Genomic DNA, 24,012 nt, shown 5'->3' on the forward strand with positions numbered 1-24,012 from the left:
GTTGGCGTGATGCGCAGACTGATGCCGGTGGCCCTGATGAGCGCGGCGGTCGGCGCCACCCTTGGGCTCCCCGGCGTGGCCGCAGCCGCTCACCGAAGGGTTTCCGCGCGGGCCGCCCACATTGAATCCTCAATCAGTCACTCCCACAGCTTTCTGCAGGGCCCGCACGACACTGTTCTTCGCCAGATCGATCTTGTACCGGTTCTGCGCCAGCGGTACCGCGTCGGCCGCAATCAGCTCAGCCGCCCTGCGGAACACCGCCAGGCCAGGCCGCGCCCCGATCAGGGCCGTCTCCGCCGTGGCTGACCGCCACGGTTTGGCAGCCACCCCACCAAGCGCGAGACCCGCCGAGGCGATGACACCGTCAGCAAGCTCGATCCCCGCTGCTACCGACACCAGGGCGAACGCATAACTGTGCCGGTCGCGAACCTTGAGATACCAGCTGTGACGGGCCAGCCGCGACGGCGGTAGCTCCACAGCGGTGATCAGCTCAGCAGGCAGCAACGAGTTGTCACGCTCCGGGGCCACACCCGGTAGCACGAAGAACTCGCCGATGGGAACCGTGCGCCCGCCCGCCGGGCCGCGCACATGTACGCGCGCATCGAGCAAGGCCAGCGCCACCGCCATGTCCGAAGGGTGCACCGCCACGCACGCCTCACTGGCGCCGAACAGTGCATGTTCGCGGTTGAAACCCCCACGGGCGGCACACCCGGTTCCCGGCTCCCGCTTGTTGCAGCGCGCGAATGCGGGATCCATGAAGTAGGGACATCGGGTGCGTTGCATTAGGTTTCCCCCGACGGTGGCCATGTTGCGAATCTGTGTGGTTGCCCCGGACAGGATCGCTTGTGAGAGCACCGGATACCGCTCGCGGATCAGCCGATGGTTTGCGGCCGCACTGTTGGTTACGCCCGCCCCCACGAGGACGCCGCCGTGGCTGGTCTCGGTGACGCTGCGCATCGTAAGCCTGCCGATGTCGACGAGCGCGGTCGGTGCTTCCACGCCGAGCTTCATCAAATCGAGCAGGTTGGTGCCGCCCGCGTAGTACCGGGCACCGGCCGCGGCACTGCGGACCGCGTCGTCTACGGTCTCGGCACGCGTGAAAGCAAAGGTCTTCACGCTATGGCCCCCGCGTCCTTGACCGCCGCAACGATATTTGCGTACGCACCGCATCGGCAGATGTTCCCGGCCATTCGTTCCCGAATCTCGGCGTCGGACAATCGGACCGGCCCATCATGAACAGCGCACCGGCCGGCGTCGAACGAGGCCGCGGAAAGGTCACCGCGTGCATGCTCGCGCAGCAGTGCCCGCGCCGAGGTGATCTGACCCGATGTGCAGTAGCCACACTGAAATCCGTCGCGGCAGAGGAATGCGCGCTGGACCGGGTCGAGCTCTCCGTCTTCGGCAATCCCTTCGACGGTGCGGATGTCGGCCCCGTCGATCGATACAGCTAGCGTCAGGCAGCTGAGCACCCGTTCACCATTGACGTCGACGGTGCAGGCACCGCACAGGCCGTGGTCACACCCCTTCTTGGTTCCGGTCAGTCCCAGGCGTTCTCGCAGCAGATCCAGCAGAGTGCTACGGATATCGCCGCCCACCCGGCGCGGTGTGCCGTTGACGGTCAAGCACAGCTCGATCATGCGGTCTCCTCGGTGGACGGGTCGAACGGCTGCAGCAGCATCTCCAGCGTGATCGGCAAGTCTCGCGACCGTCTCCCGGTGGCGTGATGGATGGCGTTGGCTATAGCGGCCGGCACTCCGCATGTTCCTATCTCACCGATGCCCCGCACCCCGATCGGGCTGAGTGCATGGTCAGGCGCATCGATGAAGGTGATCTCGAATTCGGGGCAGTCGGCATGGGTCGGTACGTAGTACTCCCCGATCAGCTGGCCGGTACGCCCGTCGCAGGGCACCCGCTCCATCAGCGCCATCCCGAGCCCGAACGTAATGCCCCCCATGATCTGATTCTTCGCAAGCTTCGGATTGAGCACCCGGCCACAGTCCATCACCGCGACCCAACGCGTCACAGATACCCGGCCGATCTGCTCGTCGACCTCCACCTCGCAGAAATGGGCACCGAAAGACTGTGAGAGTGGTCCTGATTCGTCCCGTCCGCCGCTACTCACGGTGAACGACAGCAGCTCACTGAGCGCGGTACCGCCGGCCGCCAGAACCTCGCTCAACTCGGCAGCTGATGCTACTGCCCGGCCGGTACCGGAGAGCCAGCACTGCAGACGCTGCCTCCACAATGTGCCTGCACGGTGCACTGCCGACCCAACGGTGGCCGTGGTCTGGGAGGCGCCACTGTACGGCGCGTCCGGGAACAGCGAGTCGCCGGTTTCGACGATCAGGTCCCGCAGTGGCATTCCGGTGGCGTCGGCGGCCACCTGCGCCATCACGGTGCGCACTCCGGTGCCGATCTCGTGGGTAGCGACGGCGAATCGGATGCGGCCGTCCGGTGTGGTGTCGACCCGGCAGTCCGCGGGCATTCTGCGACCGGGGTAGCTTGCCGTCGACATCCCCCATCCGACCTGAACTCCATTGCGGTGCAATGACCGTGGCGCTGCTGGCCGGTGTGCCCAGCCAAACAGTTCGGCACCTTGCAGATAGCATTCCCGAAGGTGTTTGCCCGACCACGGTCGCCCACTGGGCTGATCGCAGGCGGGGTCGTTGTCCAACCGCAGTGCGACGGGGTCGGTCCCGGTGGCATACGCGAGTTCGTCCATAGCAACCTCGAGGGCGAACAACCCTGGAGCCTCCCCCGGTCCGCGCATGAAACATGGTGTCGGCGCGTTGATCCTGGCGACGTTGTGCGAGACGACCAGTCGCGGTGACTGGTAAAGGAAGCGCGCCGACAATCCGACCGGTTCGCAGAAGTGCGCCACCGTCGAGGTCTCCGTGAGCGTGTGCTGCTCGGTGCTCAGGATCCCACCATGCGCATCGGCCACCAACGCCACCTGCTGGTCGGTGCGCGGGCGGTGACCGGTGGAGGTGAACATCTGGTTCCGAGTGAGTACCAGCTTCACCGGACGGTCCACCGCGCGGGCAGCCACCGCGCACAACACGACGTGCATCCATAAGAAGCTCTTAGACCCGAAGGCCCCGCCCACCAGCGGTGACAGGATTCGGATCTGGTCTTCGGATATGCCCAGATAGCACGCCAGGGCCCGGCGTTCCCCGGTGATCCACCGGGTGCTGTCATGAACCGTCAGGTGGTCACCGTCCCAATGTGCGATGGTCGATGACAGTTCGATCGGATAGTGCGCGTTGGCCGCGGTGGTGAACCGGGCCGCCACCTTGGTTCCCGCGGGCTCGTCGGCGGGGCCGCGACGGTCCTGCAACTTCTCTTCATCCAGTTTCACGAAGTGGTCCGGCCGATAGGTGCCGTACCGGATCTGACCGTTCTTCTCGTCGGCCGGAACCGGCTGGCTCAGCACGTCGTCGACGGTTAACTGGGCGCGTTCGGGAACGTAGTCGAACTCCATCAGCGCTGCCGCTGCGGTGGCGTTCTCCGATGAGTCGGCGACGACGAGCGCCAGATGCTGACCGCTGTACTGGACCGTCAGATCCGACAGCGGCGGACGCCGCTCAAAGGGCAGGTCCCAGGTCAGATCCTCCGGAAGAAGCTGCAACGGTGGGCAATTCAGAGGAGTGAGCACGTACAATACGCCTGGTGCCGCACCGGCACGGTTCGCGGCCGCGGCCATCGATTCGGCGGTGATGCGGCCGTGCGCGATAACGGATTGCACCAGCACGCCGTAAGTGACACCGTCCACCACGGTGTCGGCGGCGTATCTCGCCGCCCCGGTGACCTTGTCCCGACCCTCGACACGGTCGACGGCCCGGCCAACCCTCGCCGGCGTCACTGGCCGACGGCGTAGGAGTCGACCGGGTTGCGGCGGCGAACGATCAGCGGATCAACTGGGGTGAAAGGGAATTCGGGCAGATCCTCGATGTGGCTGTCGAACACGGCCGCCAGGGTCGCGCGCGAGTAGGCGCTCATCGATGCCCGGTAGCCGATATCAGCCGGGGTGGCCTGGTCGAAAAAGATCAGGAAGTGCAGATCGGGTGAATCGACCACTTCAATGTGGTGCGGGTATGCCCGCGGCACGAAGTAGACGTCACCGCGGCGCAGGAGCCAGGTGTCCAGGGAGCCATCGGGGTTCATCACCGTCATCCGCGCGGAACCCGATTGCACATAACCCATTTCGGCGGTGACCGGATGCCAGTGCGGCTCCCGCATGCCGTCCTCGCGGATGCGCAGCGAGTACATCGACAGGTCCTTGAGTGCCGGCCAGAACTGCTTGCGGGCGGTGCGCGCCGACCCGTACTCCTGGATAACCGGGGCACTCATCGCCTCCACTCCGAACTTGTGCGGGTCCCCGAACCTGGCCGTGGACGGGATCACCGGTTCACCGGTGCGCGCGGCCAGAGTGCGGTCAACGGTGCTGCGGCGCAGTGTGGACAGATCGCCGCTGTCCAGGTCGTAGGTGTTGCCCAGCACCGCATCCGTCATTGCACCCAAGGAGGCGGCCAGCCCGAAATCTTCGGGGCGTTCGTTCCGGAAGGTGATGATGAACTCGGCCGGCTCGGTGCCGATGTTCTCAATGTGGTGCAGTGCGCCGGAATCGATGTGGAACATCTCACCGGCGCTGATGGTGAACGACGAAAAGCGACTGCCGTCATCGAGAACCGACACCAGCGCCGTCCCAGACACACAGTAGGTGAGTTCGTTGGCGTTGGCGTGCCAGTGCGGCGTCCTCATGGCGGCGGGGTTGAGGACCAGCCGCTTGATTGACATGCCCCGCAGAATCGGAAAACTGTCGGCGGTGACACGGTGGATGGATCCGAGGTCGGACTGTTCGACATCGGTGCTGGCGAGAAGCGAGACAACGTGTGCGCTCCGAACGGATGCTGTGGTCATGCGGAGGTCCTCCTCGATTCGGTAGTGGCTGCATCCAGCGTCGCGGCTGGCGGTCGCGGTGTCCTCGACGCTGGCGTCCATACCTGGGGCCGGGTTCCCGTAGTCCGGACTACCGGCTAGCCACCATTCCCGTCACGCACCACGCGGGGAATCGCGCCGCGGTGCGACAATGCAGCCGCGCAGAAGGAGGTAGTCATGTGCGCGCTGCGGGTGGCCATCGCCGACGACGACGTGCTGCTGCGGGAAGGGCTTGCCAGTCTCCTGCAGCGGGAGGGATTCGAGATCTCCGGCCAGGCCGGGAATGCGACCGAACTGCTGCGCATCGTCGAGGAGACTCAGCCACAGCTGGTGCTTGTCGATATCCGCATGCCGCCGGATCACCACACCGAAGGCCTCGATGCCGCCAGGGCAATCCGACATCGGTCGCCGCAGACGGCCATCCTAGTGCTGTCGGCCCACGTCGACGTCGAACATGCGATGGAACTGCTGGCCAGCGGCCAGAGCATCGGGTACCTACTGAAGAGCCGGGTCACCGATGTCGCCGATTTCGTCGATACCCTGCAGCGAATCGCCAACGGCGCCTCGGTGGTCGATCCGGCCCTGGTAGCTGAGCTGGTGTCGGCGCGGCGCCGCCATGATCCGCTGGCAGCACTCAGCGCCCGGGAGCGGGAGGTGCTGACGCTGATGGCGGAGGGACTGTCCAATGCCGCGATCGGGCGTCGCCTCTGGGTAACCGAGGGCACCGTTGAAAAACATGTGCGCGCGATCCTCACCAAACTGAACCTTCCGGAAACCGGCGATGACCACCGCCGGGTCCGGGCCGTGATCATGTTTCTCGAGGCTCGCTGAGCATCTCCCGCACCGCTGCCGGGGACAGGGTGAGCTTGGGCAGGAAGCCACGGGCTGGACTGGCCGCGATCAGGTCAGCGAAATCCTGCTCGTCGTGGGTGGAGATCAGGATCACCGCCACGTCGGCCTGTTCACGGACAAGTAGCTCGGCGGTGTCGAACCCACTTTCGGCCCCGAGGTCGACATCGACCAGCACCACATCGGGGTTCAGTTCCCCGCGTCGCGCCAAGGCCTGTGCGCTGTCGCCTGCGGTGCCGACGACCGCGATCCCGTCGCGTTCCAACATGACGCGGGCGGCATCGCGGAACTCGGCGCTGTCATCGACTATGAGACAGCGCACTGGCGGATTACCGGACGACACATTTCGAGCTTGGCACCACGGCGGTCGAAATTCATTACCGTTAGCCGGAATCCTTCCCTGGGCCGCCCGGATTACGCTCGGCCCGTGAACTGGCAATCGCTGCGGAGCCGGTTTCTGGCGCATATCGTGCGCCCGACCGCGCGTCCGATCGGCTGGGGTGTGTTGGTGGCGGCGTCGTTCATCACGGCCGAGGCGCTGCTGGTATTGATGCTCAAGCAGGTTGCCCCGGAGAACACGTTCGGCGCAGTCTTTCTGCTCGGTGTACTGGTGGTCTCCGCGGGCTGGGGTTTTGCGCTGGCCGTCGCTACTTCGGTGGCCAGTGCCCTGGTCTATGTCTACTTCCACCTGGAAGGCGGTGACAGCCTGCTGCCGGCTACCACGGTGTTCTTGGTGCTGGCGCTACTGGCTAATCTCCTTGTCGGACAGGCCCGGTTACGCGCCGCCGAGTCAGAGCGGATCACCGCGGAAGTCAGCAGGCTGGCCAGCCAGCAGGTGGCGCTGCGGCGGGTGGCCACGCAGGTGGCCCACGGCGCCGTCCTCCCCGAGGTGTACCACGTGGCGGTGCAGGAACTCGCTAAGAGCCTGCACGTCGACCATGTGACCGTCCTGCGTTTCGACCCTGACGGGCAGTGTGTAGTGGTGGCCGCCCACGATCATCGCAACGGCCCCGGTCTGTCTGAGGGTGAACGGTTTTCGCTGGACGGCGAAAGTGTCAGCGCGCGGATCCGGGATACCGGACAACCCGCCCGAATCGAAAGTTACGATGCGGCGCCCGGCGCCATCGCCGCCCGACTGCGCGGCTTGGGCATAGGTTCGGGTGTAGGCGCGCCGATCATCGTCGATGGCCTGGTGCGCGGCGCAGTAGTCGCTGGCAGCCCTGGCATCATCAGCGATCGCGTTCAGCCCCAGATCGCCGATGTCGCCGACCTGATCGCCACCGCGATCGCCAATGCCGAGACGCGCGCGGAACTCACCGCGTCACGGTCCCGGATCGTCGCGGCGGCCGACGGCGCGCGGCGGGGATTCGAACGGGATCTGCACGACGGTGCCCAGCAACGCATCGTGTCGCTGAGCCTGGAGTTGCGCGCAATCGAGGCCTCCGTGCCTGATACCGACAGCGAATTGCGCAGCCAGTTGTCCAATGTCGTCACCGGACTCGCCGGGCTGTACTCCGATCTGCAGGAATTGTCCCGGGGCATCCATCCCGCCATCCTGTCCAAGGGCGGGCTCGGCCCAGCGATCAAGACGCTGGCGCGGCGATCACCGGTCCCTGTCCAACTGGACGTGAACGTCGACCGCAGGTTGCCCGAGTCAGTGGAGGTCGCCGCGTATTACGTCGCCGCAGAAGCGATGACCAATGCTGCGAAGCACGCGAAAGCCGCAGAGATCACGGTGTGCGCGGTCCTCAACGACGCCCGGCTGCATTTGTCGGTCACCGACGACGGTGTCGGCGGCGCAACACCCGGCGGCGGCTCGGGACTGATCGGTCTCAAAGACCGGGTCGAGGCACTATCGGGTCAACTCTCGGTGACCAGTCCACCAGGCGACGGCACAAGGGTGACTGCGACAATCCCGGTACTTCACCCGACATGACGCAGCGAGCAGATCTGAATGTCCCCCGAAATCCGTTGATCTCATGCACTGTTTCGTCCGCTCGCGCTTGGGACTCGCATGGGAAACCCTAGAAATCCCAGTCCTCGTCTTCGGTGACGACGGCCTTGCCGATCACGTACGACGAACCAGAGCCCGAGAAGAAGTCGTGGTTCTCGTCGGCGTTCGGTGACAGCGCGGACAGGATCGCCGGGTTCACGTCGGTCTCGTCCTTGGGGAACAGCGCCTCGTAGCCGAGGTTCATCAGGGCCTTGTTGGCGTTGTAGCGCAGGAACTTCTTGACGTCCTCGGTGAGCCCGACCTCGTCGTAGAGATCCTGGGTGTACTCGACCTCGTTGTCGTACAGCTCGAACAGCAGCTCGTAGGTGTAGTCCTTGAGCTCCTGGCGCTTCTCCTCGTCGACCAGGGCCAGCCCGCGCTGGTACTTGTAGCCGATGTAGTAGCCGTGCACGGCCTCGTCACGGATGATCAGCCGGATCATGTCGGCGGTGTTGGTCAGCTTGGCCCGGCTGGACCAGTACATCGGCAGGTAGAAGCCGGAGTAGAACAGGAAGCTCTCCAGCAGCGTGGAGGCCACCTTGCGCTTGAGCGGCTCGTCGCCCTTGTAGTACTGCATGACGATCTCGGCCTTGCGCTGCAGGTTCGGATTCTCCTCCGACCAGCGGAACGCGTCGTCGATCTCAGCGGTCGAGCACAGCGTCGAGAAGATGTTGGAGTAGCTACGGGCGTGCACCGACTCCATGAACGCGATGTTGGTGTAGACGGCTTCCTCGTGCGGGGTGAGCGCATCGGGGATCAGGCTGACCGCACCGACGGTGCCCTGGATGGTGTCCAGCAGCGTCAGGCCGGTGAAGACGCGCATGGTGAGCTGCTTCTCGTGCGCGGTCAGGGTGCCCCACGACGGGATGTCGTTGGACACCGGCACCTTCTCCGGCAACCAGAAATTGCCGGTCAGCCGATCCCAGACCTCGGCGTCCTTCTCGTCCTGGAGCCGGTTCCAGTTGATCGCTGAGACACGGTCGATCAGCTTCATGCCTTCGCTCACCAGAACCCCATTTCACCAGGTCGTTGTGTTTGCCGGACAGCACCCAAGACACTACCCCTGGGGCTAGGCCCCCGCGGGGACCCCAGCATCTAGTGTTTTCGTGTCGCGCCCAGCGTGGATGAAATCGAACTCTTTCGGGTCGAGTTTCCGCGTTGCCAACCAGTACTGCCAGGTCATGCCGCTCCACAGGGTGCGGTTGACGCCGTGGGCGTCCATGTACCAGCTCCGGCAACCTCCGGTGTTGAACACCGTGCCGGCCAGATCGCGTTGCAGTTCGTCGTTGAACGCGGCCTGGGCGGCGGGGCTGGGCGACAGCGCGGCCGCCCCGGCCTTGTCGACCGCGGCGATGGCCTGGCCGACATAGCGGATCTGCGATTCGATCATGAACACCACCGAGTTGTGCCCCAGCGCGGTGTTAGGTCCGAGCAGGAAGAACAGGTTCGGCATGCCCGAGACCGCGATCCCGCGGTGCGCGGCCATCCCGTCGCGATTCCACCGGTCCACGAGATCCTCGCCCCCGGCGCCCTTGATGTCGACGTAGGTGTAGGAGTCGGTGACGTGGAATCCGGTGGCGTACACCACGACGTCGACGGGATGCTCGACGCCGTCGGCGGTGACGATGCCGTTCGGCGTCATCTGGGTGATCGATTCGGTGATCACCTGGGTCTTGGGGTTGGCGATCCCGCGATAGTAGGTGTCGGAGTTGAGGATTCGCTTGCACCCGGCGCGATACCGCGGGGTGAGTTTGCGGCGCAGCTCGGGGTCCTTGATGCTGCGGTTGATGTTGTAGCGCCCCATCGCCTCGCCGATCTTGAGCAGCCACGGCTGCTGCGTCATGGCGAAGCCGACACCCTCGTGGATCCAGTAGATGGCGGCGCGCATCAGCGCGCGGGTTCCGGGCACATAGCTGAACACGCGGCGCATCCACAGCGGGAACTTGTTGTTCACCCGCGGCATCACCCAGGCCGGCGTGCGCTGGTAGAGGTGAAGCTCGGCAACGTCTTTGACGATCTCGGGCACGATCTGGATGGCGCTGGCGCCGGTGCCGATCACCGCGACGCGCTTGCCGGTCAGGTCGACGCTGTGATCCCACTGCGCGGAATGGAAAGCCGCCCCGGCAAATTCTTCGCGCCCCTCGATGTCGGGGATCTGCGGGATGTGCAGGCCGCCTGCGCCGGAGACGAGGAACTGGGCGATGAATTCCTGGCCGGTGTCGCTGAACACGTGCCAGCGCAGCTCCTGGTCGTCCCAGTGCGCGCGATCGACATGGGTGTTGAACCTGGTGTAGCGGCGCAGCCCGTACTTGGCGGCCACCCCCAGCAGGTAGTCCTGAATCTCCGGCTGGAATGACCACATGTGGCTCCAGTCGGCCTTCGGCTCGAAGGAGAACGAGTACATGTGCGACGGGATGTCGCAGGCACAACCCGGGTAGGTGTTGTCGCGCCACGTCCCGCCGAATTCGTCGGCCTTCTCCAGGATCAGGAAGTCGACGCCGCGGCGTTGCAGCTCGATCGCCATCCCCATCCCAGAGAACCCGCTGCCGATGATCAGGGCACGGGTCTCGATTGGTTGCTGACCCTGCGACGAGGGTTGGGCAGCCGTCATAGCTCAGGTCCTTTTCTGGGAACGGCGGTACCGGATACTTCCCAGTCTCCGGACCTGGGACGCGACTGTCAACGAGTTGGTCAGCTGGCGTGCTGACGCCGCTGAACGCCCTCGTGCAGCGGCAGGTCCGGGTCGATCCAGATGCCGAGGAGTTCGCAGGTGCCGTTGATGGATCCGACCATGATGGTGGTGAGGTGGTTGACGAATTCGTCGGCCGGCATCCGGCGCGGGCTGTCCTCGTCGGTACCCAGCCACCAGTCCGTGGCCGACGCACACGCCCCGAACGTGGCGAATGCGGCCAGCTCGATCGCGGCCCCGTCGAGTTCCATCTCGCGCAGCTCGTTGGAGAACATGTCGGCCATCGCCAGGGTGATGCCGCGGCCTTCGTTGAGCGCCCGCATGGTCGATTCGCTCTGCTCGGCGAACCGGCCCTGGATCAGGAAGCGCAGCACGTTGGGGTGTTCGTCGACCAGCCGCACGTACTGTTCGACGCTGCGCCGGATGACTTCGCGGGCCGGGTCGGCGCCGAGGTTGATGGCCGGGAAGATCGCCGACCACAGCATGTCGCGCAGCCGCTCGCCGATCGCCTGGAACAGATCGGATTTGTCGGCGAAGTGCCGGTAGATCTTGGGCTTGGCAGTGCCTGCCTCTTCGGCAATCTCACGCAGGCTGAGCTCGGGGCCCAGCCGGTCGATCGCCCGGAACGACGCGTCGACGATTTCCGAACGCACCTTCTTACGGTGCTCACGCCAGCGCTCGCTGCGGGCGTCCACCTTGACGCCCGGGCCATCGCTGGAATGTGATCTCGACGTTCGCCGCACGCGATCACTGTACCCGCCCTGATGGCGCTGACCTGCCCAGACCGCCACACAACACGCGGTTTCACCCTCTGACCCGGGCGTTCGCCCGCCGAGCCGAGGGCACCGCGCTTCGGTAATATCGCAGCGACAGTCAACCTACGAGACGAGACTCATGACGCAGCGATACGACCTGGTCATTGCGGGTGGCGGCCCATCGGGTTCCGCCGCGGCGTGGCAGGCCGCTCAGACCGGCGCCAAGGTGCTGGTCCTGGACAAAGCGGAGTTCCCCCGCGACAAACCCTGTGGCGACGGACTGACCGCGCGCGCGGTGAGTTATCTGCAGAAGATGGGCCTGGCCGACGAGGTCGCCACCTATCACCGGGTGAACCGCGTGACGGTGTTCAGCCCCAGCGCATGGGAGCTGTCCTTCCCGCGCCGCCCCGGGATGCCCGATCACGGGCACACGGTCAGCCGGACGCATCTGGATACCGTGTTGCTCAAGCATGCCGAGTCGGCGGGCGCCGAGGTGCGTCAGGGCGCCGAGGTGGCCGGACCCGAGTTCGACGCCAATGGCCGCGTGGTCGGTGTGGTGCTCAAGAGCGGCGAGAAGGTGTACGGCGACGCGGTCATCGCAGCCGACGGTGCCTACTCCCCCATCAAGCGCGCACTCAAGATCGATTCGGAGTACAACGGCTACTCGGCCATCGCAATCCGGTCGGAGATGCACGCGAACCGGCCCGACTCCGACAGCCTCGACATTTACCTGAAGCTGGTGTTCCAGGGCGATCAGTTGCCCGGCTACGGCTGGGTGTTCCCGATGGGCAACGGGCTTTTCAACATCGGCCTGGGCTACGTCAACAGCTACAAGAACTGGCAGTCCATCAACGCCACCCAGTTCCTCGGCGAGTTCCTGCGGACGCTGCCGAGCGAATGGGAATTGCCGCCGATCGAGGAACTCAAGAAGAACAAGAGCGTGCGGGCCTGGCGATTGCCGATGGGCTTCACGGCCTGGCCGCCGTGGCGTCCGGGCGTCCTGTTCACCGGCGACTCGCTGGGTGCGGGTAAGCCGGCCTCGGGTGCCGGTATCTCCAAGGCACTGGAATCCGGCTTGGCGGCGGGCGAGTGCGCGATCGCGGCGCTGCAGAACGGTGGCCCGGACGACTTCACCAACTATGCGCAACGCATGGAGGCCGCGTGGGGTCGGGAGTACCGCCGCGGTCGCTACATGCACAAGTTGATCGGTTATCCGAAGCTGGCCGATGCCGGCATCAAGCTGATCGACAATGCCGCCTTCCGCGACCGGATGCTCAAGGCGCTGTACAAGAAAGCCCAGGGCCCACAGCACACCCTCAAGTAGGCCGACGACACCTCACGAGTGCGAAGCCCCTGCGACGATCGGTTGATCCTCGCAGGGGCTTCCCGCGTTTCGGCGTTCGTCAGTTCCGACTCAATCCGCACCGCATCTCGTCGGACATCAAGGCGCCGGGGCCGGCGACGACGTGCCGGTGAGCACGGCACTGACGGTGCGGGCATCGGCGAACGCGGCGAACATCTCGTCACCCGGGAGTTCAAACCCGTTAGCGGCGTAAGCCTCTTCGAGCGTCTGAGCCGACACGTCCCAACCACTTGCGCTCAGATGGTCGATGACGGAGTTGCGCCGCCCGTGGTAGACCAGCTGGGACAGCTCCCCGTCGAAGCCGAACCGCCGGAAGCCATCCGTGACGCCCCGAGATCGGTCTTCGGAGAACGCCGAGGCGTCGGGAATGTACTCGGTGGCGAGATGGCTGCCAGGTGCACTGAGTCGGGTGATGTTGTCGAACAACTGGTCCTGCGCCTGTGGCGGCAGGTAGATCAGCAACCCTTCGGCGATCCACGCGGTGGGCTTGTTCGGGTCCAGTCCGTTGTCCACCAAGGCTTTCGGCCAGTCATCGCGGAGATCGATGGCGATCGCGCGACGCGTGGCGGTGGGGTTGGCGCCCAGGCCGGCGAGCGTGGTGGTCTTGAACTCGATCACCTCCGGCTGATCGATCTCATACACGACGGTTCCGGCCGGCCACGGCAACCGGTAAGCGCGCGTATCCAATCCGGCGGCCAGTATCACGGCCTGCCGTACGCCCGCGGCGGTGGCGCGGGTGAACAGGCCGTCGAAGAACCGGGTTCGCACCGCCATCGCCTCTGCGAGCTGCTTCCTGCTGAGGGCAACGACGGCGACGTCGGATCCTTCGTCGCCGTCGAGCATGGTCGCGACGACATCACCGCCGACGGCACGGACCAGCGGTTCGGCATAGGGGTCGTTGATCAGCGGATCCGGCCCTCTCGAGGCGATGGCACGCTGCGCGGCCACCACGGTGGCCGTCGCACCGACGCTCGATGTCAGATCCCAACTGTCGTTGTCACTGCGGCTCATCGCGACCTCCTTGCTCATAGGTGATGGCTCGAAACTGCTCGGCGATCCGTTCATAGAGTGCGACGACCTCGACTGCTGCGGCATCCAGGTGTTTGCGCGCCGGTGGTCGAGGTGGTTCGAAGGCGCGCTGCAACGTGCCGGCCAGTTGATCGGCCTTGTCCTGCAGACTCAGCGCGAGTTCGCCGGGCAGCAGCGGGTCGGCCGAGAAGAAGCCGTAGACGGTCGCCGTCAGCGGGTAGTGCACATCGGCCGGGACAAGCCCCTCCCGCAGCAGTCCATGCCGGTGGACGATCTCCAGGTACTCCCGCCAGCCGGCGAAATTGGCTCCGCCCATTGCCTTTTGGGATCGGTCGGTCGCCAACGCGTCCACCGTTTCGATGTCCTGCGTGTAGATCGCACGCAGCACCGGACGGCCCATCGCCTCGATGAAGATTCGCCGCATGAGCCGGTGCGGCAACACCGTCTCGGGATCGGCCCGCATGGACTCGGTGACCGCGTCCACCATCCTGGCGGTTTCCCGCGATCCGACGGCCGCGAGCATCTGTTCACGGGTACGCCAATGCAGATAGACCGTTCCCTTGCCGATCCCCGACCGCTTGGCGACCTCGTCGATCCTTATCCGGCGATAGCCCCAGCGCAGCAGCAGATCCGACACCGTATCGAGGATCCGGTCCGCTCGTTCCCGCCGCACGTCCGACATCGCACCTCCCACGCCCTGTGACACCAGGATTGACCAAAAAACGATTTTGGTCAAGGGTCAGACTTGGGGCGCTTCCGATGGGTGGTGGTCGCGACCATCTTCAATCCGGAGCGACGTCCGAATAGTCCAGCGGTTGACCCGTTTTCATCAGCTTGCACCGCACATTCTCGGCGACCGCCTCGAACCCGATACGCCGATAGATCCGGTTGGACACCGGGTTGTCGACATCGGCGAACAACACCACCGCGTCGGCGCCTGCCCGGATGGCAAACTGCGACGCGGCGGTGGTGACCGCGGCCCCATAACCGTGGCCACGATGCTCGGGCGGGGTGTAGACCGGGCCGATGCGCGAGGCGCCGACCACGGGATGGCGCACCCGCGCCATGCTGACCGGTCTCCCGGCCACCGACCACACCAGGAGATGGTCGCCGGACTCGGCCATCGAGGTGAGCATCGCACGACTCGCGTCGAGGTTCGAGGGCTCGTCGAAGGCTTCGGTGAAGAACTCATCCAACCAGCGCGCCAGCATCTCCGAGTCACCGGCCTGCGCCGGCCCCCACTGACCAGCGACGCCGCTGGGCGGCCTCAGCGTCCCCAGTCGGTAGAGCACGTCGCGCGATGACACCGTCGCTCGCACACCGGTGACCTCATGCCAGGCGTCGATGAAAGCCGTTACCGTCGAGGGTGTTCCGCGTACTCCCTCCAGAGTGGCCGCAACGCCGGCGAGCGCACCCGCCGCTGTCGGCGCCGCCTCGGGCGGCAGACCATTGACCAACAGCACCGAATCGTGGGTCTGTACCGCCGCGCCGATCGCGCCGTGACGGTTGAACACGGACAACAGGATTCGCTCGGCAGGCCACGGAGCGGTGCGTAGCGTGGTCAGCTCGGAGGTGAACAGCACCGGGTCCAGGCGGTACACGGACCCGGTGACGGGTTCAAAGTCGGTCGGCGACTGATACAGGCGAGCCTCCATGCTCCCAGCGTGGAGGCTGGACCCGACGATCGCCAATGGTTTTCGAGGCGGTGGTGTCTAGCCTTCGGGGTAGAAGAGGAACAGCACACACCCCTGCGCGGATTGCGGTACGTGCCACGACCCCGCCGGCGCGTGCAGGAAAGTTCCTGCGGTGTAGTCGTTGACACCGTCGTTGAACACGCCCGAAACGACGTAGACCTCTTCGGGGCCCGGATCATGCAGGTCTTCGCCGACCCAGACCGCACCCGGTGCGATGGTGGTGATCGCCGCTTTGGCACCGTTGGCCCCCTGCCAGAGCAGTTGGACGGTGATTCCGGGAAAGACCTCGATCGGTTCGACGTCTGCAGCCGACTTCCACACGTATCCCGGCGCGTTGGGACCGAAAGACGCGATAGCNCCCGCCGCGGCGCGGGCGGCCTGCTTGGCGAGCGTCTTCTCCCGGGCAGTGCGTTTCGGGGCCGCCTCGGCCTGCCCCCGCGACGAACCGGGTTTGCGCCCGCGCACGATACCGATGAACTCCTCGACCAAGCCTGACTGTGGTCCTTCCGGGAAGGCCAGCGCCACCGCACAAGTCGGGGCGTCGGTGATCGGGCGGTACGTGAGGTCCTTGCGGTGATACAACCGTGCCAGCGACTGCGGAACGATCAGTGCCCCCAGCCCTGCGGCGACGAGCTCTATCGCGTCCCTGGTCGTCTCGGGTCGGTGCTCGATCGGGCTACCCGGAGCGTCGGCCCAGGCCACGACGTCGTCGAGTGGGAGCAGTGTCGGCTCACCGTCGAGGTCCGCGGCGGTGATCGTGTCAGCAGCAGTGAGAACGTGCTCGGTGGGCACCACGGCCACCGTGGTCTCCTCGTAGAGGGGTATGACGGCCAGCGCTGAGGTGTCGGCGGGCAGCCGGAGCAGCGCCAGGTCGACGGCGCCGTCCCGCACCGCGGCGGCCGCATCTGCGGCATCGACGGCGCACAACTGCAGCGGCACCTGCGGGTGACGCTCCGCCCAGATCCGGGCCCACTTCGCGGGCGTCCCACCGGGGACGTACCCGAGGGTGAGGGAGAGCGGGGTCACCGCCTCAGGCTACCGATACGCTGGTGGCCATGAGCGACGCTCGCGGAGCGAATCAACAGGCCGCATGCGGCACCCGAGCCGGCGAGGGGACCGCATGAGCAGGCCGAACTCGCAGTCCATGAAACCCGCCACGGCGGCCAAGAAGCTGGACGTGTACCTGCCCGCGACGCCTGCGGAATTCCAGGAGAACCCGATCACCCGCGAGGAGCTCGCCGCTCTTCAGGCCGACCCGCCGCAGTGGCTCAAGGACCTCCGCAAGAACGGGCCGCACCCGAAGAACCTCGTGGCCGCCAAGCTGGGCATCTCGATCGCCGGTCTCACGCGCGGCGGCGTCGAGAAGGCACTCACCACCGAGCAGATCGATCAGCTGCTCGAGGAGAAGCCGGAGTGGCTGATCGCCGAACGCGAGAGCTACCAGAGTGTGCTGCAGGAGGAGCGACGCCTGAAGGCGCTGCGCGCGGAGCAGGCGCGCGAGCGCTGAGCCCGGCGGCACCCGACCGCCCCAACCCGGCCTTTGACAAGGCAGCCCCGACCGACGAATCGGTCGGGGCCGCGTCACGTCTGGTCAGGAAATTGTGCTGCCGCCTCTGGCGGAGTTGGCGGTGCGCCGCGGCCCGGCACCGAACCTCGACGGGCGGTGGCGATTGCGGTCCCGCGGGTTGTTCAGGATCAGCTCGCGCTCCTCTTCGGACACGCCGCCCCACACCCCGAATCGCTCATTGCGCTCCAGTGAGTACCTCCGGCACGCCTGCACCACCGGGCACTGCGCGCAGATCGCCCGCGCGCACTCGGCGCGGCGCGCACGCGCTTGTCCGCGTTCCCCGTCCGGGTGGAAGAACAGCGCAGGATCCATGCCACGGCAGCGGGCCTGCAACCGCCATTCCTCCGACAGCACCGCCGGAATTCTCCGGATATCCGCCGCGAGGTGCTGGGCCGCCACTGTCATACTTCCGCCATCGGTGTGCTCTCGTCGGCGATCCGTTGGCGCTCGATGTTGTCTTCCACCTCGGCTGTGGTGAGCCGGACGACCTGCCCGACCGCATATGACACGGCCGAAAGGGCCACGAGCGCAACGGCGCTGGTCGGTTCGTTCAACACGCCCAGGCCGTCGCCGTAGGTGCCGAGCCAACTGATGACGGCCAGTCCACTGAACCAAATCAGAATCCACGCGCCCTGTTTGAGTTGCAGCGGCGGGATCAGGGTGCGGTCTTTCGCGAAGCGGTAGTGCAAGCCGAGGACGATGTAGCCGACCGCCACGGCGATGAACACCCGCATGTTGGTGGACCACCCCGCCCAGTAGACGATGAAAGACGCCGCGAGGAGCGCGAGGAAGGGGATCACGTCGCCCCCCGGGACCTTGAACGGCCGCTCCTGTGCGGGCAGCTGACGGCGCAGAGCGCCCATCACGACCGGCCCGGCCCCGAACGCCAGAACTGTTGCGGTGGTGATGAATGCGGCCAGGCGTTGCCACGACGGAAGCGGCAGGAAGAACAGGCATCCGACGGCGAACATCAGCAGCATCGATGTCCACGGCACTCCACGCTTGTTGAGCAGAGTGAGCCACTGCGGAGCATTTCCGTTGCGGCCCTGCGCATATGACAGGCGTGCGGCCGAGGCGGCGTAGATGAGGCCGGTGTCGAGCGGGGAGATGACGGCATCGACCCGGATCAGCACCACCAGCCACACGAGGCCGAGCGCGCCGGCCAGTCCCGCCAGCGGGCCGATGTCGTGATGGACGGTCAGGTCGCTCCATCCCCCGCCCGTCAGCACGTCGCGGGGAATCGACCCCGCGACGGCGATCTGCAGACCGATGAGAATCGCACCGCAGATCAGGATCGAGCCGATCAGGGCGAACGGGATGTTCACCTTCGGCTTCGTCGTCTCGGCCGCGAGCTCGACGGCCTGGCGCGCACCCATGAGGGTGAACAGGACCCCTCCGGACGACACGGCCGCGAAGATGGCCCCGAACCCGAACGGGGCGAAGCCACCGGTCTCGGTGGAGGTCAGCACATCGCCGTCGAACGACATTGCCAGCAGCGCCAGGGCCATCACCGCCACGGTGGTGAGCTTCCACCACACCATGACGTTGTTGATCCTGGCGAAGAACCGGACACCGAGGATGTTGACGACGGTGTACATGCCCATGAGGACCACCGCGACGGCGATGCCGATGGGAGTCAGGACCGCCGCGCCGGCCTCGGTGCGGAACAGGCCGGGGATGTAGCTCGACGAGTACTGGAGCGTCGCCAGCACTTCGATCGGTGGCACCGCCGCGACGCCCAGCCACGTGATCCACCCGACCGTATAGCTGGTGAACGAGCCGTAGGAGTACTGCGGGAACCGGGTGACACCACCGGCCACGGGGAACATCGCGCTCAACTCGGCGTAGGTCAGCATGATCACGGTGATGAGCGCGATCGCGATGAACCAGGACACGATCGCAGAAGGCCCGGCGATCTGCAGTGCGGTGATCGGAACGAACAGCCACGACGACCCGATGATCGCTCCGCAGCTGACGAAGAGCAGCCCAAGCTTCCCGATGTCTCGCCGCAAGCCCTTGTCCGCCGGCCCGGTAGCCACCTCGGTCACGGGGCGACCGCCGCCTCGTTACCGGGGAAACACGGAACGAGTCGCCACCGACAATGCCAAATGTGGTTACTGATACCAATATTCATGGCGTTAGTGTTCGCCATCACACGTATGTGGACAAATGCTGAATATGCCTCTAGTTATGCGCGGGCAGGCATGGCGGCAACGGGGGCACGACGGCGGCCGTTCTGGCCACATCGGCAAACACGACAACGGCGGCATCGGCTTCTGAGCACGCGAAAACCCGACCGTCGTGAAGACGGCCGGGTGTGGGCGAATATGCGGCTGCCCAGCCTTTCAAGGGCAGCTGTTTTTCACGCCTGACGCGGTGTCACGTCGTCGCCGGAAGCGCTGGCGCTCCGAGGAAACGTCGGGCATTGTCGCGGGTGATCAGTGACCGGGTGGGCTCGTCGAGCCACGGGCTGTTGGTCACGACGCTGCCCACCGGACGCTCCCCGAGCGGGTACGGGTAGTCGCTGCCCACCAGCACGTTGGTCGCACCGAGGGTGTCGACCAGCAGCCGCAGTGGGCGCTCGTCGAAGACGACCGAGTCGACATAGAACCGGCCCGCGTAGTAAGACGGCGGGAACATCGAGGTGCCGATCACATCGTGGCGGTTGTGCCAAGCATTGTCCATGCGTCCCACCCAGAAGGCGAACGACCCGCCGCCGTGCGCGAACGCGATCCGCAGCCGCTCATCGACGCGGTCGAACACTCCGCCGAGGATGAGTGCCAGGATGGACAGGTGCGTCTCGGCGGGCATCGCCGTGAGCCACTGGGCCATCCATCGATCGAGACGCGGCGAGTTGGCCATGTCCCACGGATGGACGAACACCGGCACGTCGCGTTGGGCGCAGTGCTGCAGAAACGTCACCACACCTTCGCTGTCGAGATCCAGATCGCCCACATGGTTACCGATCTCGACCCCTCGGTGACCGTTGTCCAGGCAGCGGTCGAGCTCCTTGCATGCCAGGTCAGGGTCTTGCAACGGGACTTGGCAGAACGGGATGAGGCGGTCCGGTGCCGGAGCCACGATGTCGAGCGCCAAGTCGTTGAATATCTGCGCGATCTTCGCCGCGTCCGAGCCTGATCTGCCGTAGTGGAACAGTGCCGGCGTAGGTGAGACAACCTGCATCTGCACACCGTCGGCATCCATGTCACGCAGTCGTTCCTCGGCGTCCCAGCAGTTCGATTGGATGCGGCGGAACTCCTTGTGCCCTATCATCATCATCGCCTCGGACTCACTCTCTATCCGCAGCCACGGCGCATCGGGACCGGCCTGTGCTCCGATGTCGGGCCAGCCCTTCGGCACGTAATGCGTATGTACGTCGATGATTCCGCTCACGTCGGTCACGCTCTGCCCTTGTGCAGGGCACCGCATTCGGAACACTTGCGTGCCCGCGGGTCGTTGTAGAACTCCTCGAAGACCGGTGGCAGATCGGCGACGATATCGCGCACCTGCAGTTCGATCTCGTGGACCAGCGCATTGCATTCCGCGCAGTACCACTGGAACTTCTCGAGGGTGCCCTCCTCCCGGACCCGCTCGATGACCAGGCCGATCGACCCCTCGGTGGGCCGCTGCGGCGAATGCGGGATGTTGCGTGGCAACAGCCACGCCTGGCCCTCACGGATGTGCACGTCGTGGGGTCCGTCGTCGGTCATCAGGGTGACGTAGATGTCACCTTTGATCTGGTAGAACCACTCCTCGTACGGATCGAGGTGGAAATCGGTCCGCTGGTTCGGGCCACCGACGATCTGCACGATGAAGTCGTCGCCCAGGGCCATGGTCCGGTTGTTCACCGGCGGCACCAGAAGGTGGGCGTTCTCGTCGATCCACCCCTGGAAATCGACTACGGGCGGGATGGTGGTCATCGTCGGGTCTCCGTTCGCAGTTCGGTTGCCGATCGCCGGTGTGCGACGGCCTGGATCTCGATGAGCAGATGTGGGTGCGGTAGCTGGTGAACGGCCACCGTGGTCCGGGTCGGGCCGGTCTCGTCGAAATAGTCGGCGTAAACCTCGTTGTAGCCGCCGAAGTCGTTCATGGAGACCAGGTATGACGTGATCTGGACGACGTCGGACAGATCCGCACCGACCTCGCCGAGTATCGCGCCGATGTTCTCGATCACGGCGCGGGTCTGGGCACGGATGTCGAGGTTCGTGGTGCCGAACTCGTCCACCTCGACGCCGACGAAGGTGTTGTCGGGGCGTCGAGAGCTCGTGCCCGAGACGAAGATCAGGTCGCCGACGATCTTCACGTGCGGGAATCTCCCCCGCGGTGTGGCCATCCCTTCGATGACCCGGCTGGCTTCGGTCACGACCGGACTCCCTTCAGTGTGACGGTCCCCAGACCGGCGACCTCGCAGTGTGCGATACCGGGGGTGAGCGGCAGCGCGGCGGTTGCCGCTCCGGCGAGGATGACGTCGCCCGCGCGCAGTGTGATCCGCCGCTGCCGGCATACGCGATCCAGTGCGTGAAGTGCGCGCACCGGATCGCCGAGGATCGCCGAGGTGGAGCCGACGGCCTCGTTGCCACCCACGGAGAGTCTCACCGCGCGGTTGTCCACCTGCTGCACCGGTTTCCAGGCCCCGATGGCAAACCCGGCGGCCGAGGTGTTGTCGGCCACCACGTCGGTGTAGGTGAACTTGAAGTCCCGGTACCGGGAATCGATGATCTCCACGGCCGGCGCCACGGCATCGACGCTGTCCGCGATACTCGTTGTGTCACCATCGTTTCCGACGTCACGCGACAGCCGGTAGGCGACCTCCGGTTCGATCTTCGGGTGGATGAAGCGGGACAGGTCGACGTCGTCTCCATCGGAGAACCGCATGGCGTCGGTGAGCCGGCCCACGATCACCTCCGACACGCCCATCTGGGCCATCTTCGCCTTGCTGGTGAACCCCAGCTTGGCGCCGACGACCTTCTCGCCTCGTTGCTCACGGAGTCCGACGAGCAGGGCCTGGATGGCGTAGGCCTGGTCCACGTCGATGTCGGCCTCCTCGGCCAGGCTCAGAGTATCCGTGCGATGCACCTGCGCCTGGTCGAGACGGTGGGCAAGGGCATCGAGTTCCGCTGGGAGGCTCATGGATTCGGGACCGCCTTACTCGTGTGTTCCGGCATCTGGTCCTGAAGGTCCAGTGCGATGTCGATGATCATGTCCTCCTGGCCGCCGACCAGCCCGCGGCGGCCGACCTCGACCAGGATGCTGCGGGTGTCCAGGCCGAACCGCTGGGCGGCTCGTTCGGCGTGCAGCAGGAAGCTTGAATAGACCCCGGCATAGCCCAACGTCAGCGTCTCGCGGTCCACCTGGACCGGTCTGGTGCGCAGCGGTCGGATGACGTCGTCGGCGGCGTCCTGCAGGGCGAACAGATCACAGCCGTGTGCCCATCCGTTGAGGTCCGCCACGGCGATGAACGGTTCGGCGGGACAGTTGCCTGCGCCGGCACCTTGTCCGGCCAAGGCGACATCGACCCGGTAGGCGCCGTGTTCGACTGCTGTCACGGTGTTGGCGACCGACAGGGACAGGTTCTCGTGGGCGTGGATCCCGATCTGCGTGGCTGCATCCAGCACGTTTCGGTACGCGTCGATGCGCTCGGCCACGTCGCGCATCCGAAGCCGGCCTCCCGAGTCGGTCACGTAGACGCAGTGTGCCCCGTAGCTCTCCATCAGTGCCGCCTGCCGGGCCAAGGATTCGGCATCGGTCATGTGGCTCATCATCAGAAAGCCCGAGACATCCATGCCGTGCTCGCGCGCCCACTCGATGTGCTGGGCCGCGATGTCGGCCTCGGTGCAATGGGTGGCGACGCGCACGCTGGTGATACCCAGGTCGCGCGCTCGGCGCAGGTCTTCGATCGTGCCGATGCCCGGGAGCAGCAGCGTGGTCAGGACCGCGGCGTGTACCGACTCCGCCGCGGCAGTGATCCACTGCTGGTCCGTGTGCGCGCCGAAACCGTATGTGGCACTGGATCCGCCGAGCCCATCGCCGTGCGCGATCTCGATCGCGGCGACGCCCGCTGCATCGAGGGCGGATACGATCTGGCGCACCTGCTCGACCGTGTACGAGTGGTTCATCGCGTGCATTCCGTCGCGCAATGTGACGTCCTGCACGTAGATGCGGGTCGTGTCATCGCCGGCCATCGGCGGTCCACCCTCTCAGCTCCGAGATTCGTTCCGCCGTGCGCAGCGCGGCGGACGTCATGATGTCGAGGTTGCCCGCGTACTCGGGCAGGTAGTGCGCCGCGCCCCGGACCTGCAGCAGCACAACGACCCTGGTGCCCGTCACGCGACGACCGAGCGCCGGAACCAGCACATCGGAGAACGGCTCGAACTGGACATCGTGCTTGAGCCGGTACCCGGGGACGTATTCGGCGACGGCGGCCGCCATCTGAGTCACCGAGGTGGTGATCGCCTCCTTCTCGGCTGCCGAGAGGTGACCCTCGATCAGACAGAACACGGTGTCCCGCATGACAATCGGTGGATCTGCCGGGTTCAGTACGATGATTGCCTTGCCGCGCTCCGCACCACCGACGGCGCAGATGGCGGCGGTGGTGGTCTCGGTGAACTCGTCGATGTTGGCCCGAGTTCCGGGTCCCGCTGACCGGCTCGAGATCGAGGCGACGATCTCGGCGTATGCGACCGGCGCGACGCGTGAGACGGCGGCGACGATGGGAATCGTGGCCTGCCCACCGCAGGTCACCATGTTCACGTTGTCGTTGTCGCTCAACGCATCCAGATTGACGGGCGGCACGACATACGGACCGATGGCGGCCGGGGTGAGATCGATCATCACCTTGCCGTGTTCGGCGGCGATCGCCGCGTGGTGTTGGTGCGCTTTGGCGGAGGTGGCGTCGAAAATGCATCGGATGCGGTCGAATTCGGACATCTGGATCAGCCCGTCGATGCCCTCGGCGGTGGTCGGCACCTTCATCCGCTTCGCCCTTGCCAATCCGTCTGATTCGGCGTCGATTCCGACCATGGCCGCCATCCGCAGCGTCGGCGACAGCCTCATGATCTTGATCATCAGGTCGGTCCCGATGTTGCCGGACCCGAGGACCGCTACCGGGACGCCAGCGTGTTCGGTGTCGTTCACG

General features: G+C 65.8%; 24 protein-coding genes and 1 pseudogene. 4 read left to right on the forward strand and 21 right to left on the reverse strand.

Annotation, left to right across the window (positions count from 1 at the left end; translation table 11 throughout):
* Positions 1-129: 129 nt before the first annotated feature.
* Genes BN4332_RS28140 through BN4332_RS28155 form a run of 4 tightly spaced genes read right to left on the reverse strand, consistent with a single transcriptional unit; the run spans position 130 to position 4,920 of the window.
* Complete coding sequence (locus BN4332_RS28140) at positions 130-1,116, reverse strand: FAD binding domain-containing protein (RefSeq protein WP_066902862.1); 987 nt, start codon at positions 1,114-1,116, stop codon at positions 130-132.
* Complete coding sequence (locus BN4332_RS28145) at positions 1,113-1,637, reverse strand: (2Fe-2S)-binding protein (RefSeq protein ID WP_066902863.1); 525 nt, start codon at positions 1,635-1,637, stop codon at positions 1,113-1,115. The genes BN4332_RS28140 and BN4332_RS28145 overlap by 4 nt, the downstream gene beginning before the upstream one ends.
* A complete protein-coding gene (locus BN4332_RS28150) occupies positions 1,634-3,862 on the reverse strand; it encodes a xanthine dehydrogenase family protein molybdopterin-binding subunit (RefSeq protein WP_066902865.1) in 2,229 nt (742 codons plus the stop codon). Before BN4332_RS28150 ends, BN4332_RS28145 begins: the two co-directional genes overlap by 4 nt.
* The gene (locus tag BN4332_RS28155) at positions 3,859-4,920 is read right to left on the reverse strand and encodes a cupin domain-containing protein (protein WP_066903129.1); all 1,062 of its coding nucleotides are present in this window, start codon (positions 4,918-4,920) and stop codon (positions 3,859-3,861) included. Before BN4332_RS28155 ends, BN4332_RS28150 begins: the two co-directional genes overlap by 4 nt.
* 195 nt (positions 4,921-5,115) lie before the next feature.
* Here BN4332_RS28155 and BN4332_RS28160 point away from each other — a divergent pair, with 195 nt between their 5' ends.
* Complete coding sequence (locus tag BN4332_RS28160; RefSeq protein ID WP_066902869.1) at positions 5,116-5,769, forward strand: response regulator; 654 nt, start codon at positions 5,116-5,118, stop codon at positions 5,767-5,769.
* Here BN4332_RS28160 and BN4332_RS28165 read toward each other — a convergent pair.
* Positions 5,747-6,109: a response regulator gene (locus tag BN4332_RS28165; protein ID WP_066902871.1), complete on the reverse strand. Its 363-nt coding sequence runs from the start codon at positions 6,107-6,109 to the stop codon at positions 5,747-5,749. The genes BN4332_RS28160 and BN4332_RS28165 overlap by 23 nt on opposite strands.
* Positions 6,110-6,214: 105 nt before the next feature.
* Here BN4332_RS28165 and BN4332_RS28170 point away from each other — a divergent pair, with 105 nt between their 5' ends.
* Positions 6,215-7,723 (forward strand): ATP-binding protein, encoded by a 1,509-nt coding sequence (locus BN4332_RS28170; RefSeq protein WP_096867152.1) that lies wholly within the window; start codon positions 6,215-6,217, stop codon positions 7,721-7,723.
* A gap of 88 nt (positions 7,724-7,811) precedes the next feature.
* Here the strand turns inward: BN4332_RS28170 and nrdF are convergent, their stop codons facing one another.
* From nrdF to BN4332_RS28185, 3 genes are all read right to left on the reverse strand, one after another.
* A complete protein-coding gene (gene nrdF / locus BN4332_RS28175) occupies positions 7,812-8,774 on the reverse strand; it encodes a class 1b ribonucleoside-diphosphate reductase subunit beta (RefSeq protein ID WP_066902874.1) in 963 nt (320 codons plus the stop codon).
* Between the two features lie 75 nt (positions 8,775-8,849).
* Complete coding sequence (locus BN4332_RS28180) at positions 8,850-10,391, reverse strand: flavin-containing monooxygenase (protein WP_066902876.1); 1,542 nt, start codon at positions 10,389-10,391, stop codon at positions 8,850-8,852.
* Positions 10,392-10,471: 80 nt separating this feature from the next.
* The gene (locus tag BN4332_RS28185; protein ID WP_066902877.1) at positions 10,472-11,212 is read right to left on the reverse strand and encodes a TetR/AcrR family transcriptional regulator; all 741 of its coding nucleotides are present in this window, start codon (positions 11,210-11,212) and stop codon (positions 10,472-10,474) included.
* A gap of 151 nt (positions 11,213-11,363) precedes the next feature.
* Here BN4332_RS28185 and BN4332_RS28190 point away from each other — a divergent pair, with 151 nt between their 5' ends.
* On the forward strand, positions 11,364-12,548 hold the full coding sequence (locus tag BN4332_RS28190) for an NAD(P)/FAD-dependent oxidoreductase (protein ID WP_066902879.1): 1,185 nt from the start codon (positions 11,364-11,366) through the stop codon (positions 12,546-12,548).
* Between the two features lie 117 nt (positions 12,549-12,665).
* Here the strand turns inward: BN4332_RS28190 and BN4332_RS28195 are convergent, their stop codons facing one another.
* From BN4332_RS28195 to BN4332_RS28210, 5 genes and pseudogenes are all read right to left on the reverse strand, one after another.
* On the reverse strand, positions 12,666-13,598 hold the full coding sequence (locus BN4332_RS28195; RefSeq protein WP_066903133.1) for a class I SAM-dependent methyltransferase: 933 nt from the start codon (positions 13,596-13,598) through the stop codon (positions 12,666-12,668).
* Positions 13,585-14,298 (reverse strand): TetR/AcrR family transcriptional regulator, encoded by a 714-nt coding sequence (locus BN4332_RS28200; RefSeq protein ID WP_066902881.1) that lies wholly within the window; start codon positions 14,296-14,298, stop codon positions 13,585-13,587. The genes BN4332_RS28195 and BN4332_RS28200 overlap by 14 nt, the downstream gene beginning before the upstream one ends.
* 100 nt (positions 14,299-14,398) lie before the next feature.
* Positions 14,399-15,271, reverse strand: a complete 873-nt coding sequence (locus BN4332_RS28205) for a GNAT family N-acetyltransferase (RefSeq protein ID WP_066902883.1) — start codon at positions 15,269-15,271, stop codon at positions 14,399-14,401.
* A 57-nt stretch (positions 15,272-15,328) separates the two neighbouring features.
* The gene (locus tag BN4332_RS33860) at positions 15,329-15,664 is read right to left on the reverse strand and encodes a cupin domain-containing protein (RefSeq protein ID WP_200820466.1); all 336 of its coding nucleotides are present in this window, start codon (positions 15,662-15,664) and stop codon (positions 15,329-15,331) included.
* Positions 15,659-16,336, reverse strand: a pseudogene (locus BN4332_RS28210) (LysR substrate-binding domain-containing protein); the annotation flags it as partial. The pseudogene BN4332_RS28210 and the gene BN4332_RS33860, both read right to left, overlap by 6 nt.
* Before the next feature lie 94 nt (positions 16,337-16,430).
* On the opposite strand from BN4332_RS28210, the gene BN4332_RS28215 reads away from it, so the two are divergent.
* Positions 16,431-16,817 (forward strand): DUF5997 family protein, encoded by a 387-nt coding sequence (locus BN4332_RS28215; RefSeq protein WP_066902885.1) that lies wholly within the window; start codon positions 16,431-16,433, stop codon positions 16,815-16,817.
* Positions 16,818-16,901: 84 nt separating this feature from the next.
* On the opposite strand, the gene BN4332_RS28220 is transcribed toward BN4332_RS28215, so the two are convergent.
* The 8 genes from BN4332_RS28220 to BN4332_RS28255 form a co-directional block, all read right to left on the reverse strand.
* A complete protein-coding gene (locus BN4332_RS28220; protein WP_066902887.1) occupies positions 16,902-17,282 on the reverse strand; it encodes a WhiB family transcriptional regulator in 381 nt (126 codons plus the stop codon).
* Positions 17,279-18,925 (reverse strand): APC family permease, encoded by a 1,647-nt coding sequence (locus BN4332_RS28225; protein WP_066902889.1) that lies wholly within the window; start codon positions 18,923-18,925, stop codon positions 17,279-17,281. Before BN4332_RS28225 ends, BN4332_RS28220 begins: the two co-directional genes overlap by 4 nt.
* 331 nt (positions 18,926-19,256) lie before the next feature.
* Positions 19,257-20,270, reverse strand: coding sequence for an amidohydrolase family protein (locus tag BN4332_RS28230; protein WP_066903135.1), 1,014 nt, complete (start codon positions 20,268-20,270; stop codon positions 19,257-19,259).
* A 5-nt stretch (positions 20,271-20,275) separates the two neighbouring features.
* Positions 20,276-20,797, reverse strand: a complete 522-nt coding sequence (locus BN4332_RS28235; RefSeq protein WP_066902891.1) for a 3-hydroxyanthranilate 3,4-dioxygenase — start codon at positions 20,795-20,797, stop codon at positions 20,276-20,278.
* Positions 20,794-21,210, reverse strand: a complete 417-nt coding sequence (locus tag BN4332_RS28240; RefSeq protein ID WP_066903137.1) for a RidA family protein — start codon at positions 21,208-21,210, stop codon at positions 20,794-20,796. The genes BN4332_RS28235 and BN4332_RS28240 overlap by 4 nt, the downstream gene beginning before the upstream one ends.
* A 26-nt stretch (positions 21,211-21,236) precedes the next feature.
* A complete protein-coding gene (locus BN4332_RS28245; protein ID WP_066902894.1) occupies positions 21,237-22,007 on the reverse strand; it encodes a 2-keto-4-pentenoate hydratase in 771 nt (256 codons plus the stop codon).
* Positions 22,004-23,059: a 4-hydroxy-2-oxovalerate aldolase gene (dmpG, locus tag BN4332_RS28250; RefSeq protein WP_066902896.1), complete on the reverse strand. Its 1,056-nt coding sequence runs from the start codon at positions 23,057-23,059 to the stop codon at positions 22,004-22,006. Before dmpG ends, BN4332_RS28245 begins: the two co-directional genes overlap by 4 nt.
* Positions 23,046-24,011, reverse strand: coding sequence for an acetaldehyde dehydrogenase (acetylating) (locus BN4332_RS28255; protein ID WP_074133212.1), 966 nt, complete (start codon positions 24,009-24,011; stop codon positions 23,046-23,048). The genes dmpG and BN4332_RS28255 overlap by 14 nt, the downstream gene beginning before the upstream one ends.
* Between the last annotated feature and the right edge of the window lies 1 nt (position 24,012).

The sequence above is a fragment of the Mycolicibacterium houstonense genome (assembly GCF_900078665.2).
In the GTDB taxonomy this organism is placed as follows: domain Bacteria; phylum Actinomycetota; class Actinomycetes; order Mycobacteriales; family Mycobacteriaceae; genus Mycobacterium; species Mycobacterium houstonense.